The sequence below is a fragment of the Nocardia sp. CA-084685 genome, from assembly GCF_050955785.1.
In the GTDB taxonomy this organism is placed as follows: Bacteria; Actinomycetota; Actinomycetes; order Mycobacteriales; family Mycobacteriaceae; genus Nocardia.
In genome coordinates this window covers 7,720,067-7,735,292 of the sequence record NZ_CP192094.1, presented here as the reverse complement: position 1 = coordinate 7,735,292, position 15,226 = coordinate 7,720,067, and the positions used below count along the sequence as shown (strand labels likewise).

The 15,226-nt window shown below is 65.5% G+C and carries 17 protein-coding genes; 6 read left to right on the top strand and 11 right to left on the bottom strand.

Annotated elements, in window-relative coordinates; translation table 11 throughout:
• Window positions 1–339: 339 nt before the first annotated feature.
• Entirely contained in the window at window positions 340–1,887 is a 1,548-nt protein-coding gene (locus ACQP2U_RS34480; RefSeq protein ID WP_433711327.1) for an aldehyde dehydrogenase family protein, read from the bottom strand.
• A 93-nt stretch (window positions 1,888–1,980) separates the two neighbouring features.
• Here ACQP2U_RS34480 and ACQP2U_RS34475 point away from each other — a divergent pair, with 93 nt between their 5' ends.
• Window positions 1,981–2,772 carry an SOS response-associated peptidase gene (locus ACQP2U_RS34475; RefSeq protein ID WP_433711326.1) on the top strand — a complete coding sequence of 264 codons (792 nt, stop codon included), beginning with the start codon at window positions 1,981–1,983 and terminating at the stop codon, window positions 2,770–2,772.
• A 25-nt stretch (window positions 2,773–2,797) separates the two neighbouring features.
• Here ACQP2U_RS34475 and ACQP2U_RS34470 read toward each other — a convergent pair whose 3' ends face one another.
• The gene (locus ACQP2U_RS34470) at window positions 2,798–3,157 is read right to left on the bottom strand and encodes a hypothetical protein (RefSeq protein ID WP_433711325.1); all 360 of its coding nucleotides are present in this window, start codon (window positions 3,155–3,157) and stop codon (window positions 2,798–2,800) included.
• A 75-nt stretch (window positions 3,158–3,232) separates the two neighbouring features.
• A complete protein-coding gene (ybaK, locus tag ACQP2U_RS34465; protein ID WP_433711324.1) occupies window positions 3,233–3,727 on the bottom strand; it encodes a Cys-tRNA(Pro) deacylase in 495 nt (164 codons plus the stop codon).
• A gap of 292 nt (window positions 3,728–4,019) precedes the next feature.
• Between ybaK and ACQP2U_RS34460 the strand changes: the two genes are divergently transcribed.
• Window positions 4,020–4,691 carry a sigma-70 family RNA polymerase sigma factor gene (locus ACQP2U_RS34460; RefSeq protein ID WP_397036270.1) on the top strand — a complete coding sequence of 224 codons (672 nt, stop codon included), beginning with the start codon at window positions 4,020–4,022 and terminating at the stop codon, window positions 4,689–4,691.
• Window positions 4,692–4,711: 20 nt separating this feature from the next.
• Window positions 4,712–4,972, top strand: coding sequence for a mycothiol system anti-sigma-R factor (gene rsrA / locus ACQP2U_RS34455; protein WP_364493890.1), 261 nt, complete (start codon window positions 4,712–4,714; stop codon window positions 4,970–4,972).
• A gap of 73 nt (window positions 4,973–5,045) precedes the next feature.
• Here the strand turns inward: rsrA and ACQP2U_RS34450 are convergent, their stop codons facing one another.
• Window positions 5,046–5,120, bottom strand: coding sequence for a 50S ribosomal protein bL37 (locus tag ACQP2U_RS34450; protein WP_022597109.1), 75 nt, complete (start codon window positions 5,118–5,120; stop codon window positions 5,046–5,048).
• A gap of 90 nt (window positions 5,121–5,210) precedes the next feature.
• Between ACQP2U_RS34450 and ACQP2U_RS34445 the strand changes: the two genes are divergently transcribed.
• Together ACQP2U_RS34445 and ACQP2U_RS34440 are read left to right on the top strand one after the other, a co-directional pair.
• Window positions 5,211–5,426: a biotin/lipoyl-binding carrier protein gene (locus ACQP2U_RS34445; protein WP_433711323.1), complete on the top strand. Its 216-nt coding sequence runs from the start codon at window positions 5,211–5,213 to the stop codon at window positions 5,424–5,426.
• 23 nt (window positions 5,427–5,449) lie between these two features.
• Window positions 5,450–6,964 (top strand): sensor histidine kinase, encoded by a 1,515-nt coding sequence (locus tag ACQP2U_RS34440; RefSeq protein ID WP_397036204.1) that lies wholly within the window; start codon window positions 5,450–5,452, stop codon window positions 6,962–6,964.
• An 837-nt stretch (window positions 6,965–7,801) separates the two neighbouring features.
• Here the strand turns inward: ACQP2U_RS34440 and ACQP2U_RS34435 are convergent.
• Window positions 7,802–8,056, bottom strand: a complete 255-nt coding sequence (locus ACQP2U_RS34435) for a WhiB family transcriptional regulator (RefSeq protein ID WP_011211115.1) — start codon at window positions 8,054–8,056, stop codon at window positions 7,802–7,804.
• 251 nt (window positions 8,057–8,307) lie between these two features.
• Window positions 8,308–9,252 (bottom strand): diacylglycerol/lipid kinase family protein, encoded by a 945-nt coding sequence (locus ACQP2U_RS34430; RefSeq protein ID WP_433711322.1) that lies wholly within the window; start codon window positions 9,250–9,252, stop codon window positions 8,308–8,310.
• A 67-nt stretch (window positions 9,253–9,319) separates the two neighbouring features.
• Here ACQP2U_RS34430 and ACQP2U_RS34425 point away from each other — a divergent pair, with 67 nt between their 5' ends.
• Entirely contained in the window at window positions 9,320–9,751 is a 432-nt protein-coding gene (locus tag ACQP2U_RS34425; protein ID WP_397036208.1) for a hypothetical protein, read from the top strand.
• Between the two features lie 6 nt (window positions 9,752–9,757).
• Here ACQP2U_RS34425 and ACQP2U_RS34420 read toward each other — a convergent pair whose 3' ends face one another.
• From ACQP2U_RS34420 to ACQP2U_RS34400, 5 genes are all read right to left on the bottom strand, one after another.
• Window positions 9,758–10,438: an endonuclease V gene (locus ACQP2U_RS34420; protein ID WP_433711321.1), complete on the bottom strand. Its 681-nt coding sequence runs from the start codon at window positions 10,436–10,438 to the stop codon at window positions 9,758–9,760.
• 4 nt (window positions 10,439–10,442) lie between these two features.
• Window positions 10,443–10,934, bottom strand: a complete 492-nt coding sequence (locus tag ACQP2U_RS34415) for an N-acetyltransferase family protein (protein WP_433711320.1) — start codon at window positions 10,932–10,934, stop codon at window positions 10,443–10,445.
• On the bottom strand, window positions 10,931–11,542 hold the full coding sequence (locus ACQP2U_RS34410; protein WP_433711319.1) for an acid phosphatase: 612 nt from the start codon (window positions 11,540–11,542) through the stop codon (window positions 10,931–10,933). Before ACQP2U_RS34410 ends, ACQP2U_RS34415 begins: the two co-directional genes overlap by 4 nt.
• Before the next feature lie 134 nt (window positions 11,543–11,676).
• Window positions 11,677–12,915 carry an Rv3212 family protein gene (locus ACQP2U_RS34405; protein ID WP_433711318.1) on the bottom strand — a complete coding sequence of 413 codons (1,239 nt, stop codon included), beginning with the start codon at window positions 12,913–12,915 and terminating at the stop codon, window positions 11,677–11,679.
• 333 nt (window positions 12,916–13,248) lie between these two features.
• Window positions 13,249–14,940, bottom strand: a complete 1,692-nt coding sequence (locus ACQP2U_RS34400) for a DEAD/DEAH box helicase (protein ID WP_433716669.1) — start codon at window positions 14,938–14,940, stop codon at window positions 13,249–13,251.
• Window positions 14,941–15,226: the final 286 nt, after the last annotated feature.

Below are 15,226 nucleotides of genomic sequence, written 5' to 3'. Positions count from 1 at the left end.
CGCGAGTCGGGCCGCGAACTCCTCGCTGGTAAGACTCGCTCCGTTGTGGTCACCTGAGCGGGTCGTTTCGGTGCTCGCCCAGTGGGGGAGGCTGGTGGCTGCGTCGCAGGTGCTTCGACGGCTCGGACGCGAGTCGGGCCGCGAACTCCTCGCTGGTAAGACTCGCTCCGTTGTGGTCATCTGAGCGGGTCGTTCGGTGCTCGCCCAGTGGGGGAGGCTGGTGGCTGCGTCGCAGGTGCTTCGACGGCTCGGACGCGAGTCGGGCCGCGAACTCCTCGGACTCGCTCCGTTGTGGTCGAAGGGCTCGCCTCGAAAAGGCGAGCCCGGCGGGTGGGGCGGCTACTTGTGGCGGCCGTGCACGATCGGCACCAGGCGGCGCAGCAGCTTCATAGTGGATTGGGTCCGGGAGTAGCTGAGCAGTGCCATGCCGGGAATCGCGAAGCGCTGCACCGCGATCGAATGCGGACGGGAGAATTCGCGCAGCCCGGGCTCGCCGTGGATGCGCCCGATTCCGGAATCGCCGACACCTCCGAAGGGCAGCCCGGCGATGGCGGCGAAGCCGAGCACCGAGTTCACCGAAGTCGCGCCGACACGCAGCCGTCGGGCGATCTCCAGGCCGTTCTTCTTCGAGTAGACCGCCGAGCCGAGGCCGTACTTTGACTTGTTGGCCAACTCGACCGCCTCATCGACGCCGTCCACCGTCCGAATGGTGACGGTCGGCCCGAAGGTCTCCTCGGCCACGGCCTCGGAGTTCTCGTCCACATCGATCAGCACGACCGGCTCGATGAATGGACCCTTGACCGAGTCCGGGCCGCCGAGCACCGCGGTGCCGCCGTTCTTCAGCGCGTCATCGATATGGCGGCGCACGATATCGATCTGGCTGGGCATGGTCATCGGACCGTAGGCCGCATCGGCGCCCGAGCCCGGCTTGACCTCGCTCAGGATGCGCTTGACCTCCGCGACGAAGTCGTCGCGCACCGAGCGTTCCACGTACACCCGCTCCACACCGGCGCAGGTCTGGCCACTGTTGGCGGTGGCGCCCCAGGCGACCGCATCGGCCGCGGCCTTGATATCGGCATCGCCCGCGACGATCACCGCGTCCTTACCGCCGCATTCCAGCAGTACCGGGGTCAGCGCTTCGGCGGCCGCGGCCATGATCTTCTTACCGGTCGCGGTGGAGCCGGTGAACGCGATCTTGTCCACCCCCGACTTGACCAGCGCGGCACCCGTCGCGCCGTAACCATTGACGGTTTCGAAGACGCCTTCCGGCAGTTCCGGATTGGCCTTCTTGAACGCATCGGAGAGGAAATTGCCGATGCCGGTGGAGAATTCGCTCGGCTTGAAGACCACGGTATTGCCCGCGGCCAGGGCGTAGGCGATGGAGCCGTTCGGGGTGTAGACCGGATAGTTCCACGGGCCGATCACGCCGATGACACCGAGCGGACGCTGCTCCAATCGCGCGGAGAAGTTCGCCATGAACACGCCGGGGGCGATCTTCTTCGGCGACAGCACCTTCTTGGCATTCTTGGCCGCCCAGGCGATGTGCTCGAGCGCGAGCATCAACTCCAGGAACGCATCGTCGAGTGGTTTGCCGTTCTCCTTGTGGATGAGCGCGGTGAACTCCTCGGAATCCGCGACCAACTGGCTCGACCAGCGCAGCAGATGTTTGCGCCGCTCGTCGAAGCCGAGTCCGCCCCAGGTCGCGGCGGCGGTACGGGCCTTGGCGACGGCGGCGCGCACCGCATCGGCATCGGCGATGGTGTGGGTGGCAATGACCTCTCCGGTGGCCGGATCGACCGATTTCAACGCCGTCTCCGGTGCCGTTGGGGTGGTCTCGATGGTTGTCACGGTGGGTCTCTCCTCTTGCCGAGATAAGTTAACGGCCATTCTCTGAGATGATGCTATGTCAGAACTCTCACCAGGTCACCCCTACCGTCAATTCTTCCCGAGTCTGTCGGCGCAGCGTGCAAGTATCGAGATATGTGCGGCAGATATGCGACAACTACCGATCCCGGTCGGCTCGCCGCCGAACTGGATGCCATCGATGAGACGCCGACCGATAACAAGGGTGGTTCCGCCAACTACAACGTCGCACCGACCACCCAGGTGCTGACCGTTGTCGAGCGGCGTGAGCACGACCACCCGGACGATGACCCCAAGCTGCGCATCCGGCGCATGCGCTGGGGTCTGATCCCGGTGTGGACCAAGGCCGCCGAGCCGGGCGTACCGGTCAAGGGCAAACCGCTGTTCAATGCCCGCGCCGATAAGGCGGCTACCACGGCATCGTTTCGCGATGCGGTGAAGTATCGCCGCTGTCTGGTCCCGATGGACGGCTGGTACGAGTGGTTGGTCGAACCGGATGCCGGGGCAAAGGGCAAGGTCGCCAAACATCCGTACTTCATGTCGAATGCCGATGGTTCGCGGCTGTATATGGCCGGATTGTGGTCGGTATGGCGGGACCGTTCGCAGCGGGAGAGCGAACCGCTGCTGTCGTGCACCATTCTGACCACCGACGCTGTCGGTGAGTTGACCCGCATTCACGACCGGATGCCGCTGCCCATGCCGCAGGAGCATTGGGCGGACTGGTTGGATCCGGATCATCCGGCACCGGCCACGCTGCTGGAGACGCCGAGCGTGGAATCGGTGGCGGGCATTGTGGCGCGTCCGGTTTCATCGCTGGTCAACAGCGTACGCAATAACGGTCCGGAACTATTGGCGCCGTTGGACACTCGGGGCGGTACGGAAAAGGCCGGGCAGATCAGCTTGCTGTGATCGCCCGGCCCGGCCGGTCATCGGCTCAGAGCTGGCACTTCACGCTGTCGGTCACGATATTCAGCGCGCACTTGACGATACCGCCGCCCAAGTCGATGACCTTGCGGGCGACGCCGCCGCCAAGGTCGATGACCTTGCCGGCGACGCCGCCGCCCAACTTCTCGGCCTTGTCGGCCTTCTCATCCTTCGTCGGAGGTTTGTTCTTCTTCTGCCCGTCGTCAACGACATGCTCATCGAAGGGGAAGTCGTTGACCTCGATCACCAGGGGGCCGCCAGGTGCGGCGGTGGCCGCAGGCGCTGGCAGCGCGACCGGGCCGGTGGTGAGCAGGAGAACTCCGAACAGGGTGACGATGACAGTGCTGCACAATCGCTGGCGCGCGGACATTTCGCATCACATCCTCGAGTCGGACGATCTGGGCCCGTTCAGTAACGCACAAAATGTTGCTGACATGGTACGGAGTTATACGGATGTGACTGGTGAGGTTACCGCGTCGGTGAGCCGGATCAAGTCCGCAGGGGCCAATTCGATCTCGAGACCCCGCCGTCCCGCACTGCAAAGCATGCGGTCCCAGGCCAATGCCGAGGCATCGACGACGGTGGGCAGCAGCTTGCGCTGACCGAGCGGTGAGATGCCGCCGAGGACGTAACCGGTGATTCGCTCGGCCTTCGCCTTATCCGCCATGGCCGCCTTGGGTGCGCCGAGCGCCGCGGCGGCGGCCTTGAGTGACAAGGTATTCGGCACCGGCAGCACCGCGACCGCGAGCGCACCGGTCGACAATTCGATCACCAGCGTCTTGAAGATCTGCGCCGCCGTCACCCCGACCTCGGCGGCGAGCGCGTCGACCGCCTCGGTGCCATAGGAATCGGCGCGTGGGTCGTGCTTGTACGCGTGCACGCGATGGGCCACACCGGCCTTGGCCAGGGTACGGATCGCCGGGGTCGAGGCTCCTGCCATGCCGGTCACCCTAATGCCGGTGGGCAAGGGGTTTTCGGCGCGCGGAGTTCGCCGTGGGAACACAGTGGGGCGCGGACATGTTGCATGCGATACGAAAGCCGTATGGCGGCTGTAGGACGTGAAGGAGAGGTCGGTGTCGGTTCTGCTCGACGAACGCCCCGTGACGTCGCTGGTGCTCGATCTGCGACACCCCCGGCGCCCTCCGTGGTCACGCTCGACTACCGCCTCCGGGCGCGTCGAGAGCGCCGCGGCGGACGCTCAGTTCTCACTCGATCCGGCCACGCCTGTAGATTTGGCAGGTACGGCGATCGAAGGGATTGGTGTGACGAGCGACGATGACGTGGTGACCGACGGTGCGGTCGGCGCCGCGGTCGACGATACCGAGCTGGTGCAGCGGTTCGAGCGCGATGCGCTCCCGTTGCTCGACCAGCTCTACGGTGCCGCGCTGCGCATGACCCGGAATCCGGCCGATGCCGAGGATTTGGTGCAGGAGACCTACGTCAAGGCGTTTCAGGGCTTCAAATCCTTCAAGGAGGGCACCAATCTGCGTGCCTGGCTCTACCGCATCCTGACCAACACCTACATCAACTCCTACCGCAAGAAGCAGCGTCAGCCCGCGCAGTATCCGACCGACGAGATCACCGACTGGCAGCTCGCCGCCACCGCCGAGCACACCTCGACCGGCCTGCGTTCGGCCGAGGTCGAGGCGCTGGACGCGTTGCCGGACGACGACATCAAGGCCGCACTGCAGGAGCTGCCGGAGGAATTCCGGATGGCGGTGTACTACGCCGACGTGGAAGGTTTTCCATATAAGGAAATCGCCGACATCATGGGCACCCCCATCGGTACGGTGATGTCCCGGCTGCATCGTGGCCGTAAGCAGCTCAAAGGATTGCTCGCCGATGTGGCGCGCGAACGTGGATTCAACCGCAACGGCGCGGAACGCCAGGAGGTCAAGCAGTGAGTACGGAGCGTGACCCCGATATGGAGTTGGACTGCACGGCTGTACTCGCCGATGTCTGGCTCATGCTCGACGGTGAATGTGACGATGCCACCAGGGCCCGGCTGCAGCACCATATGGATCACTGTTCGCCGTGCATCGAGGCCTACGGCATCGAGGAGAAGATCAAGAGCCTGCTGAGCCGCAAGTGCGGCGGCGACCGGGCACCGGATTCGTTGCGCGATCGGCTGACACTGGAGATCCGCCGATCGGTCACGGTCACGCGGGTCGAGACCACCGAGTAGTCCCGGAAACCGAAAAAACACCGAGTGCCTTACGAAAGATCTTGGCCCTCGGTGTTTTTCGTCTATTTACGGCTCAGGCGTTAGGACGCTTGCCGTGGTTGGCCGCGTTTCCCTTGCGGCTGCGCTTCTTACGACCACGCTTACCCATAGGTAGTCTCCCTTCTGATCGAAGGTCATTGTTTCATGTGTGGTTGGCTGTAGCTTCAGCGGATACGGGCGAACGAGTGGATGAGGTGTCATGGCGGAGGAAGTGCTCTCGGAGCTGGTGTCGGTCGTGCAGCAGGTTGTCGTTGCCGAGGGCGACGAGGTGCATGAGGGGGACACCCTGGTGATCCTCGAGTCGATGAAGATGGAGATCCCGGTGCTCGCCGAAAGCGGTGGCACGGTGACCTCGATCGGCGTCAAAGCCGGCGATGCGATCAAGGCCGGGCATCTGATCGCCGTCATCTCTTAACTTCTGAAGCGGGTAGATCGAATATGGCGACACTGAGCGAGCTGCTGGCCGAACACACCGACCTACCCGGCGTCGCCGTGGACCATCTACAGCGGGTGGTCGGCGATTGGCAGCTGCTGGCCGATCTGTCCTTCGCGGATCTGCTGCTATGGGTCGGTGCGGGACCGATCACCGACGGTGCGGATATCGTCTGCGTCGCGCAGTGCCGCCCGACGACCGCGCCGACCGTTCATCCGGAGGACCGCGTCGGTGGAAGCGCCTCGCAGACCGATCATCCGCAGGTCTTCGACGCGCTGACGACCGGCAAGATCGTGCGTGCGGACAGCGATATCGAGGCCGAGGGCGTCTACCACCCGCATCCGGTGCACGCGATCCGCGAGGCCATTCCGGTGCGCTGCGGCGACGATGTCATCGCGGTGCTCAGCCGCGATACCGATCTGCAGCGCTCGCGGGTGCGCAGCACACTGGAGATCGCCTATGTCGCCTGCGCCGACGATCTGTGCCAGATGATCGCCGACGGAACCTTCCCGACCACCGAGGACCGCGCCGCGACGCACTCCAGCCCCCGTGCGGGTGACGGCTTCATCCGGCTCGATACCGAGGGCATCGTCGTCTACGCCAGCCCGAACGCGCTGTCGGCGTATCACCGGATGGGTCTGCAGTCGGATCTGGCCGGTCAGGACCTGGCCGTCACCACCCGGTCGCTGATCACCGATCCGTTCGACGCCCAGGAGGTCGTCGGCGATATCCAGGCCGCCCTGGCCGGCCGGACCGGGCGCCGCATGGAGGTCGAGGCGCGCGGTGCCACCGTGCTGCTGCGCACGCTGGTGTTGCGCCCGCACGGCGAACTCGCCGGTGCCGCGGTGCTCGTTCGCGATGTCACCGAGGTCAAGCGCCGCGACCGTGCGCTGCTCAGCAAGGATGCGACCATCCGGGAGATTCACCACCGGGTGAAGAACAATCTGCAGACCGTGGCCGCGCTGCTGCGCCTGCAGGCGCGCCGCACCGAGAACGAGGAGGCGCAGGTCGCACTGACCGAATCGGTGCGCCGGGTCACCTCGATCGCCTCGGTGCACGAAATGCTGTCCATGTCGGTGGACGAAGAGGTCGATCTCGACGAGGTGGTGGACCGGCTGCTGCCGATCATGGCCGATGTCGCGACCGTGCACACCGCGAGAATCAAAGTGCGCCGGGCGGGTTCGCTCGGCGTGTTCTCCGCCGAACGCGCCACGCCGCTGGTGATGGTGCTCACCGAACTGGTGCAGAACGCCATCGAGCACGCCTTCGATTCCGGCGAAAACGGCACGGTGACAATCCGTTCCGAGCGTTCGGCGCGCTGGCTGGACGTGATCATCAGCGACGACGGCCGCGGCCTGCCCCCTGGTTTCAGCCTGGAATCCTCCGACCGCCTCGGCCTGCAGATCGTGCGCACCCTGGTCACCGCCGAACTCGGCGGCTCCATCGGCTTACACCCAGGCGCCGATATCGGCACCGACGCCGTCCTGCGAGTCCCATTGGGCCGCCGCTCCGGCCGCTGAGTCGAATTCGCCCGGCAAGCAATAAAACTCAACTTCCACGCACACCTGACCAGAATGGAGCGCGTCTTTCCAGCGACCGTTCGCGGCCTGTCTCGCGTCCGAGTCGTGGAAGTGTATGTACTGCAGGCGCGGGACTCAACCATCCGATACCCGTGCATCAGGTGCCGAACGTCCCGCTGTCAGCAACCAGAATGGAGCGCGTCTTTCCAGCGACCGTTCGCGGCCTGTCTCGCGTCCGAGTCGTGGAAGTGTATGTACTGCAGGCGCGGGACTCAACCATCCGATACCCGTGCATCAGGTGCCGAACGTCCCGCTGTCAGCAACCAGAATGGAGCGCGTCTTTCCAGCGACCGTTCGCGGCCTGTCTCGCGTCCGAGTCGTGGAAGTGTATGTACTGCAGGCGCGGGACTCAACCATCCGATACCCGTGCATCAGGTGCCGAACGTCCCGCTGTCAGCAACCAGAATGGAGCGCGTCTTTCCAGCGACCGTTCGCGGCCTGTCTCGCGTCCGAGTCGTGGAAGTGTATGTACTGCAGGCGCGGGACTCAACCATCCGATACCCGTGCATCAGGTGCCGAACGCCCCCGCCACCCCCAACCACCACGGAGCGAGTCTTACGAGCGACCGTTCGCGGCCCGTCTCGCGTCCGAGTCGTCGAAGCGCATGCGCCGTAGGCGCGAGTCTCGACGGCTCGGACGCGAGACACCAGGGGGCCGCGAACACGCCGCGCCCGCGCGGCCAAAAACACAGCAAAACAAAAGAGCCCGGCACCTGAGTGCCGGGCTTGGCTGCGTTACCGGGCCGGGCCGATAGGTCCGGTAACGCTGGTCGTCCTACTAGACGACGGTGCGGGTACGTGTGCGGGCGTTGCGGCGTTTGAGCGCCCGACGCTCGTCCTCGCTCATACCACCCCACACGCCGGCATCCTGCCCGGACTTCAGGGCCCAGGACAGGCAGTCAGCGGTAACGGGGCAGCGAGCGCAGACCAGCTTGGCATCGGCAATCTGCGCGAGCGCCGGACCACTGTTACCCACCGGGAAGAACAGCTCGGGGTCCTCATCGCGACAGATGGCCTTGTGGCGCCAGTCCATTCCTCTGCTCCTTTGCTGGGCGCCGCAAAAGGGCGCCTATGGTTTGTGGATCGTTCACTTGTGCGACTCGAATGTTTCCGCACGGTTGCTTGTGAATGCTTTCACGAACACCGTAGATGTCAATAGGTATCCGGTGCACCGTGGGGAAGCTCACGCTCTCAAGGAACCCCTAGGGGAACCTGCCCGGTCCTTTGTACTCGCTCTACCCGGTTTTTGCAGCACAACACCGAGTTTTTTCGCGCGTTTCGTGCTCATTTCAGGCGCGGAGCGATGACCTCCAGCACGTCCGGCACGGCTGTGAAATCCACCATGTTGCGTTTTCCGATGAAGTCGCCATCGATTTGCAGGCCGATGGGCTCGCTGGCCTCGATATGTACGGACGGCACATTGTCTTCACGAAAAAGGTTGCGGGACTTGGGATTTCCATTGGCCGAAAGAAGCTGTCTGGCCAGCAGCAGGGTGGAGACCACGGACATAGACCGCACGGCAAACACACCGAGTCCGGTCTCGAAGGCCGTTCCCGGGTTGGTGTGCACCGGGGTGGCGTTCAGGTAGGTCCACGGGCTGGTGTTCGTTACGAAGGCGTAATGGACCTCACTGATCGGCTCGAAGCCCGGGATCTCGATCCGGACGCTCGGCTCCTTGCGCTTGGACTTGAAGAACTGTTGGACGGTGGTGCGAAGGTAGCGACCGGGAGTGGCGGCATGGCCGTTGGCGCGACTGTTGTCGATCGCCTCGCAGACATCGGCGTCCAGACCGACGCCCGCGCTGAAGCCGAACCAGCGATCGTCGGCGAGGCCGAGGCCGATCTTGCGATCGTGATCGAGGGTGAGCAGATCGATGAGCTGGTTGGTCGCGGTGACCGGATCCGGGGAGATACCGAGTGCGCGTGCGAACACATTCGCCGAACCTCCCGGAATCACGCCGAGGCGCGGCAGCCAGGCCTGTCCGTCGTCGACCTGGGGTAGCGGCAGATAACCGTTGATGGTCTCGTTGACCGTCCCATCGCCGCCGTGCACCACGATCAGATCCATCTCGTTGGTCGCTGCCCACTGCGCCAATTCCGCCGCGTGGCCGCGGTGCTGGGTATGCGCGACGGTCAGCTGAGTCCGGCTCTCCAACGCGTGCGCCAGCAGGTCCCGCGTCGCCGGCGTAGTCGAGGTGGCATTCGGATTCACGATCAGCAACGTCCGCACCTTCGGCAGCCTAATCGGCGCACGGCCCGGTCCGAAAAGCCGCCGAGTGCGTTCTAGGCTTGGCCACGTGGCGGACAGCGGCAAAGACGAGGTTTCGGCGGGCGTGCCCGCGACGGTGCGCGGCGCGGGCGGGTTGGTCGCGCTGGAGGGTGCGGTGGCCGTTGTCGTGGCGATCGTGCTGATCGTGCGCGGCCTGCTCGGACACGATCAGAGCGCCGCGAGCGGATACGGCACGGCGGCGTGGTTCGGCATTCTCGGCGGCGCGGTGCTCGCGGCCGGAATCGGACTTTTTCTCGGGCACCGATGGGGGCGGGCCATTGCCGTGATCGCACAGGTGCTGCTGCTTCCAGTGACGTGGTCGCTGCTGACCGATTCGCATCAGCCGCTGCTCGGCGCGCTGCTCGGCATTGTCGTGGTTGGCGCGCTGGTGCTGCTGTTCGCCCCTGCCTCCAATCGCTGGATGGCCGAGGTCTACGGGATCGAACCGGAATCGAAGTAGTCGAGTTCAGGTGGTGGCGGCCCGCAGCGCCGCACGGCACAGGTGATCGGCCTGCCGGGTGGTCTCCGGCTGACGATAGCGCGGGGTGAGCGCGAGCACCTGGGTGCATGCGGTGTCCAGGTCGATGAGATGGCCGACCGAGACGAAGACCGGTTTGACGCCGCGCCGGGTCCGCAGCGCGCGCCCGACGACTTCGCCGTCCATGGTGATATCGCTGCCGGTTCCGCGTTCCGGACCGGGTTCGCGATAGTCGCCCCACGGCGCCTTGGCCACGCCGATTGTCGGTGTCCCCGTGAGGATTCCGACGTGGCAGGCCAAGCCGAAGCGGCGCGGATGTGCGAGTCCGTGTCCATCGCAGACCAGCAGATCCGGTGTGGTACGGAGCTTTTCGAGTGCGGCGAGGGTTATCGGCAGTTCACGGAAGGACAGCAGGCCCGGCACATAGGGAAATCCGACGGCACCGTGTGCTACGGCGGAATCGACGGGATCCAATGTGGCACTATCCAATACGACGGCGGCCGCGGCAGTTGTCCCAGTTTCGTCGTCGTAGGCGGAGTCGAGCCCGGCAATGGCATGGAATTGCGGCGGGTGCGGATCGGCCGCAATCACCAGAGGCCGCAAGGCATCCTGGATCGCCATGGCCTCGTCCGCGGTGGTCGGCCAATCCGTTGGTGCGGTAACCCTCACTCCCTCACCAGGCTTCGGCGGCAAGCTTATCGATGGCCGCGCCGGTGAGCCGGTAGCCGACCCACTCGTCCTGCGGGGTGGCGCCGATGGATTTGTAGAACTCGATGGCGGGCGCATTCCAGGTCAGCACGGCCCAGTCCACGCGGCTGTAGCCATTGGCGACGGCCTCCTCGGCCAAGGCGGCCAGCAGCGCCTTGCCGTAACCCTTGCCGCGGGTTTCCGGTTTGACGTACAGGTCCTCCAGGTAGATGCCGTGTACGCCGGTCCAGGTGGAGTAGTTCAGGAACCAGATCGCACAGCCGACCACACCGGTCTCGTCCTCGACGACATGGGCGAAAACCGCGGGTGACGGCCCGAACAGCGCGGCGCCCAGCTGCTCGGCCGTGAGTGTGCACTGCGCACGGGACTTCTCGTACTCGGCGAGATCTTCGACCAGGCCCACCATGGCGGGTACATCGGCAGGGGTGGCGCGACGGATCTGGCCGGGGCGAGTCATTGTGCGGCTCCATGATTTGCGGGAACTAGGTTGTGCGCCAGGATGGTTCGGTCGTCGTGTTCGTAACCGAGCACGGTGATCGCGGCGGTCGACATCGCGAAGCGCCGCCCCTCCCGGATATCGAGTTCGGCCCAGCGGGCGATCAGCGCCCGGGAGAAATGACCGTGGCCGACAAGCACGATATCCCGGTCCGGCAGTGTAGGTTCCACCGATGCCAGCACCCGATCGGCGCGTGCGCTGACCTGCGCGGCCGTCTCGCCACCCGGGACGACTCCGGTCCAGATGGTCCAGCCGGGATCGTGCTCGCGGATCTCGACGGAGGTTTTGCCCTCGTAATCGCCATAATCCCATTCGGCCAGATCGTCATCGACGACGGTATCGACGAGCGCGGCGAGCGCTGCGGTGCGGACAGCGCGTTGGCGCGGACTGGTGAGCACAAGCGGGTCACGCAGCTTCAGCTCATCGAGCACTCCGCCCGCGGCACGGGCCTGCTCCGCACCGCGCTCGGTGAGTGGCAGATCGGTGCGGCCGGTATGGCGCCGCTGGCTGGACCAGGTGGTTTCGCCGTGTCGGAGCAGGACCAGTCGGGCATCGTCACGTGCTGACATGCGTGCTAGCCCGCCTCCCCGAATCTCTTGCCGGTCGTCGGTGCCTCGATCGTCCATGCCCGGGCCGGCGGTAGGTGCCGACGGGCTTTTGGGCGTTCGGCGATGAGTTACCCATGTTCTTACTAAATCAGTAATCACGAGCCCAGCGCGAACATCTCGGCGCCGCGCTTTTCCAACACGGTGGTGCCGAGGACGGCGAGCGAGATGGGGGAGCCGTCGTAGCCGGGGCGGGCCACTGGAATGCGCGAGACCTCGGTACCCGAGGTGGGGTCGAGGACTGCGATGGCGCCGTCGACCGGCACGAGCAGTCGGCCCGCCATGAAGACAGGACTGCCGAGGGCCCCGGGTGCGGCCCAGATCGGATCGAAAGTGCCCGCGTTCAAGGCGATCAGGCTGTTGCCGGTGAATACCAGGAACAGCGAACTGATCCGGGTGGTTGTCGTCTTATCGCTCAGCGGTGCGGAAAGTTGGTGCACCACAAGCGCGTTCCCGGTGCCGTCGAATACCTCCAGCCGTGGTGATGTCGCTTCGGCGGTCGCGGTGGCGGGGGTACCGGGTAGGTACAGCACGATTCGATTGTCGGACACCGCGATTACGCGCCCGTCTGGTGAGTCCGAACCGGATCCGTTGAGCACATGCGAGCCGTACTCCTCGGGCACCGTATTGTCCTTCGGCGCGGGATTGAGCACGGTCAGCCGATTGGTGGGATCTTCGGGGCAGCGTTCGAGCACGGCGAGCCGGGTAGAACTCGAACTCGACGAGATCAGCTTGCAGCCCTTGCGCGGTTGAGTTTTCACGTTCACCGGTGCGTCGACGTAGCCGTATTCGAGGGTGCGCACCAGATCCGAGCGCCACATCTCCAGCCGTCGCGGCCCCTGGGCCAGCACGTAGGTGCCGTCGACCGATAGCTGCACAGCTGGATCCATATAGCTGCTGCGCGCGGTCCGGCGCGAACCGTCCTCACCGGCGAGCAGTGTGGCTTGGCTGCAACCGCGCTGGTCCTTGTACACCGCGATCACGGTGCCGAACTGCGACTCCACGCCGCACAGTGGTAGGTCGCGCCGATAGTGCCACACTTGCGTACCCGTGCGCGGATCGTGCCCCGTGACCGTGCCGTCCGCGCCCGTCACGACTGTGCCGGCGGCCACCAGCGCTCGGTCCGCGGCCGGGTCGGGCGCGTGCCACAGCTCGTGCAGACTCGTCGGAACCTGATCGGCCGCCGCCGGAGTGGAAACCGGATGTTCCGCCGTCACCGACTCGGTGCCCCTGGCATCACTGCGCGCCCACACCACCGCGGCCGCGATCACCACGACCAACGCGATCGCGACTGCGGAGATGATGTCGGCGCGCGTTCGCCGCTCGGGTGCGAGCACGTTTGCGAGACTACAACGTATCGCCCGGCCGATGCGATCGGTCTCACGGTGAACATCCGCCAGTGGATGACGGCCGCCGACACGTTGAATGGCGCTTACCTGCCGGTATTTCCGCGTCGACACTTGCCTGCGACAGGGCATCGGCGACGCACCGGCATCTGCGCTGGGACCGCTGAGACGCCACAGGCGTGCCTGACCATGTCAGATGCGTCTGGTTGTTGACGGACCTGTTGGTGCTTGCCTGCGAGTGTGTGTCGCCAGACGCGTCCGCAGTTGCGGCGGTTGAGATGCCGCAGGCGCGCCTGGTCCATGCCAGACGCGCCTGTGTAATGACTATGCCGAGGCGGTCACCGTTTCGGGAGCGGTTTCCGTGGCCCCTTCGCCAGCGGGCTTGCGTCGACGGCGCCGACGGCGCGCGGGCTGTTCGGTGGTTTCGGCGTCATCGGCATCGCTGTCCGAGTCCGGCTCGGCGGTCACGTTCGCGTCGCCATTCGGCTCGGCGCCGTTCTCCGTGCCATTTTCGGTGGCACCGCCGGACTTGCGCCGACGGCGGCGGCGACGGGCGGGCTTATCCGCCGTCTCGTCGTCGGTCGCATCGTCGAGCGGGGCTGCGGCGTCATCGGTTTCGGCATCGTCGGTCTCGATGACGTTGGCTTCACCGTCGAGCGGCTGACCCGCGCGGGTGCGGCGCCGATTGCGTTGGCGCGGTGTGCGGGCAGGGCGCTCGACAACCTCGGCGTCCTCGTCATGGACCGGCTTCGGCTTGCGGATCGTGCCGCTGACGCCCTCCGGAATGCCGAGGTCGGAGAACAGATGCGGCGAGCGCGAATACGTTTCGACCGGATCCGGGATGCCGAGACCCAGGGCGGTGTCGATGGAGGCCCAGCGCTTCAGTTCGTCCCAGTCGATCAGCGTCACCGCGACACCGGTGCGTCCGGCCCGGCCAGTGCGCCCGATCCGGTGCACGTAGGTCTTCTCGTCCTCCGGGCACTGATAGTTGATGACGTGGGTGACATCGTCGATATCGATACCGCGCGCCGCGACATCGGTCGCGACCAACACATTGATGGCACCCTTGCGGAACTTGTTGAGCGCCTTCTCCCGAGCGATCTGCCCGAGGTCACCGTGCACGGCGCCGACGGCGAAGCCGCGGTCGGCCAGATCGTCGGCGACCTTCTGCGCCGTGCGCTTGGTCCGGGTGAAGATCATGGTCGCGCCGCGGCTCTCGGCCTGTAGCACCTTGGCGACGAGTTCGCTCTTGTCCAGCGCGTGCGCCCGGTAGACGAACTGCGCGGTGCGATCGTGCACGGCCGAATCGTGCGGTTCCTCGGCACGGATATGCGTCGGCCTGGTCAGGAAGGTGCGGGCCAGGGTGATGATCGGGCCCGGCATGGTGGCCGAGAAGAGCATGGTCTGACGTTGCGTCGGAACCATGCCGAGAATGCGTTCGATATCCGGTAGGAAGCCCAGGTCCAGCATTTCGTCGGCCTCGTCCAGGACGAGCACGCCGATCTTGCCGAGGATCAGATGGCCCTGATCGGCCAAATCCATGAGTCGGCCGGGTGTACCGACGACCACGTCGACTCCGGAGCGCAGCGCCGCGATCTGGGACTCGTATGGACGGCCGCCGTAGATCGAGAGCACGCGCAGCTGGCCCTGGTGGTTCTTCAGGTACTTGCTCGCGTTCTCCAGATCCTTGGTGACCTGGATGCACAGTTCGCGCGTCGGTACGATGATGAGCGCCCGGGGGGTGCCGTCCAGCGGGGTCGTCCCGGTGTCGGCGGTAGCGATCCGGTGCAGCAGCGGTACACCGAATCCAAAGGTCTTACCCATACCCGTGCGGGCCTGACCGATCAGATCTTCACCGGCGAGTGCCAGCGGCAGGGTCAGTTCCTGAATTGCGAAAGTGCGTTCGATTCCGATCTCGCCGAGCGCGCGCACGATTTCATCGCGAACCCCCAATTCGGCGAATGTCGGAGCGGTGTGTGTTTCGTCCAGTTCGGCGGTCAGTAGCGTATCCGCCAGACCGGGTTCCTGTTCGACAGTGATCTTGCTCAGGTTCGTGCCTTTCCTCGTTAGCGCGTCACGCGCGCACGAGGTGTGGGGCGGACCGGCCGGCCCGCGACAACCACATATCCGCCTGTGATACTCACCTCGGCCACTGCCCTGATGCCTGCGGCAGCTCGTCGTTTCGGCGGCTGACCTCAGCAGATATCGGCGCGGCGCAAGGGTGATGCGGATCTGGTGCGCGCACATATTCCCGGACTTCGAAAACCTCGTCGGCGACACTCGGGCGACCGTACGATCCGGC